The organism is Kitasatospora sp. MY 5-36 (genome assembly GCF_001182915.1).
Taxonomy (GTDB): domain Bacteria; phylum Actinomycetota; class Actinomycetes; order Streptomycetales; family Streptomycetaceae; genus Kitasatospora.
Window position 1 is genome coordinate 1 of the sequence record NZ_LFVW01001043.1, and the last position, 2,258, is coordinate 2,258.

General features: G+C 73.4%; 1 protein-coding gene. It reads right to left on the reverse strand.

Annotated features, from left to right (window positions below; genetic code table 11):
• A partial coding sequence (locus AE652_RS39880) for an Rne/Rng family ribonuclease (RefSeq protein ID WP_049660568.1) occupies nt 1-2,258 on the reverse strand: 2,258 nt, incomplete at both ends.

Genomic DNA, 2,258 nt, shown 5'->3' on the forward strand with positions numbered 1-2,258 from the left:
GCGACCGGCTCGGCCGCCACGGCCACCGCGGCCTCGACGGCCTGCGGCTCCTCGTGGCCCGCGCCGCCCTTGCCCCGGCGACGGCGCTTGCCGCTGCCCGCACCGGCCTCGCCCGCCACCACGGGGGCGTGGACGTGGGCGCTCGGCTGCTCCATGTGGACGATCACGCCGCGGCCGTTGCAGTGCACGCACGGCTCGGAGAAGGACTCCAGCAGGCCCTGGCCGACCCGCTTGCGGGTCATCTGGACCAGGCCCAGCGAGGTGACCTCGGCCACCTGGTGCTTGGTCCGGTCCCGGCCCAGGCACTCCAGCAGGCGGCGCAGCACCAGGTCGCGGTTGGACTCCAGCACCATGTCGATGAAGTCGATCACGATGATGCCGCCGAGGTCGCGCAGCCGCAGCTGGCGCACGATCTCCTCGGCCGCCTCGATGTTGTTCCGGGTGACCGTCTCCTCCAGGTTGCCGCCCTGGCCGACGAACTTCCCGGTGTTGACGTCGATGACGACCATCGCCTCGGTGCGGTCGATCACCAGCGAACCGCCGCTGGGCAGCCAGACCTTGCGGTCCAGCGCCTTCATCAGCTGCTCGTCGATCCGGTAGGTGGCGAACACGTCCACCTCGGAGGTCCACCGCTGGAGCCGCTCGGCGAGGTCCGGGGCCACGTTGGAGACGTACTCGTGGATGGTCTTCCACGCCTCGTCGCCGGAGACGATGACCTTGGTGAAGTCCTCGTTGAAGATGTCGCGGACGACCCGGACGGTCATGTCCGGCTCGCCGTACAGCAGCGCCGGGGCGTTGCCGGTCGCGGCCTTCTTCTGGATGTCCTCCCACTGCTGCTGGAGGCGCTGGACGTCGCGGGTCAGCTCCTCCTCGGAGGCGCCCTCGGCGGCGGTGCGCACGATGACGCCCGCGTCGTCCGGGACGATCTTCTTGAGGATCTGCTTCAGCCGGGCGCGCTCGTTCTCCGGGAGCTTGCGCGAGATGCCGGTCATCGAGCCCTCGGGCACGTACACCAGGTAGCGGCCGGGCAGCGAGATCTGGCTGGTCAGGCGGGCGCCCTTGTGGCCGATCGGGTCCTTGGAGACCTGCACCAGCACGGACTGGCCGGACTTCAGCACCGACTCGATCCGGCGCGGGCCGCCGTGGCCCAGCGCGCCGAAGTTGACCTCGCCGGCGTACAGCACCGCGTTGCGGCCCTTGCCGATGTCGACGAAGGCGGCCTCCATCGACGGCAGCACGTTCTGGACCTTGCCCAGGTAGACGTTGCCGACGTACGAGGTGGCCTGCTCCTTGTTGACGTAGTGCTCGACCAGCACGCCGTCCTCGAGGACGCCGATCTGGGTCCGCTGGCCGCTCTGGCGCACCACCATGACGCGCTCGACCGACTCGCGGCGGGCCAGGAACTCGGCCTCGGTGATGATCGGCACCCGGCGGCGGCCCAGCTCGCGGCCCTCGCGGCGGCGCTGCTTCTTGGCCTCCAGACGGGTCGAGCCCTTGATGGACTGCACCTCGTCCGGGTCGAACGACGGCTCGGTGGAACGGCGGCGCGGCTCGCGCACCTTCACCACCGTACGGACGCCGTCCTCGGTGGTCTCGGCGGTCTCGACGGCGCCGGCCTCACCGCTGCGGCGGCGACGGCGACGGCGGCGGCGCGACGAGGACAGGCCGGCGGCCAGGTCGTCGTCCTCCTCGCCCTCCTCCTCGGCGACGGCCTCGGCCGACTCCTCGACGGACTGCTCGGTCCCGACGGCGTCGGCGGCCTCGAACTCCTCGGCCTCACCGCGGCGACGACGGCGACCGCCCCGGCGGCGACGGCGCGACGGACGGCCGTCCTCCCACTCGTCCTCGGTCTCCGGACCGGCGGCGGGGGCCTCGACGGCGGGCGCCTCGACGACCGGGACCTCGACGACGGGCGCCGCGACCGGCGCCTTCGCCGCGGCCTTGGCGGCCTTCGCGGCGGCCTTCACCGGAGCCTGGGCGCCCGACTTGCGACGGGTCGGCTCGACCCGGGTGCGGACCCGGCGGCGACGGCCGACACCGCTGTACTCGAACTCGTCGTCCTCCTCCTCGCGCCCGGCCTGCACCGGGGCCGCGGCCGGAGCCTCGGCCTTCGCCGGGGCGGCGGCGGGCTGCTGCGGAGCGGCCTGCGCCGCCGGAGCGGACGGCGCGGCCGGTGCCGCCTGAGCGGACGGCGCGACGAAGGAGGCGGGCTCCTGGAACACCGGCGCCTGGAAGACGGCGGTGGCCGGGCGGACCGC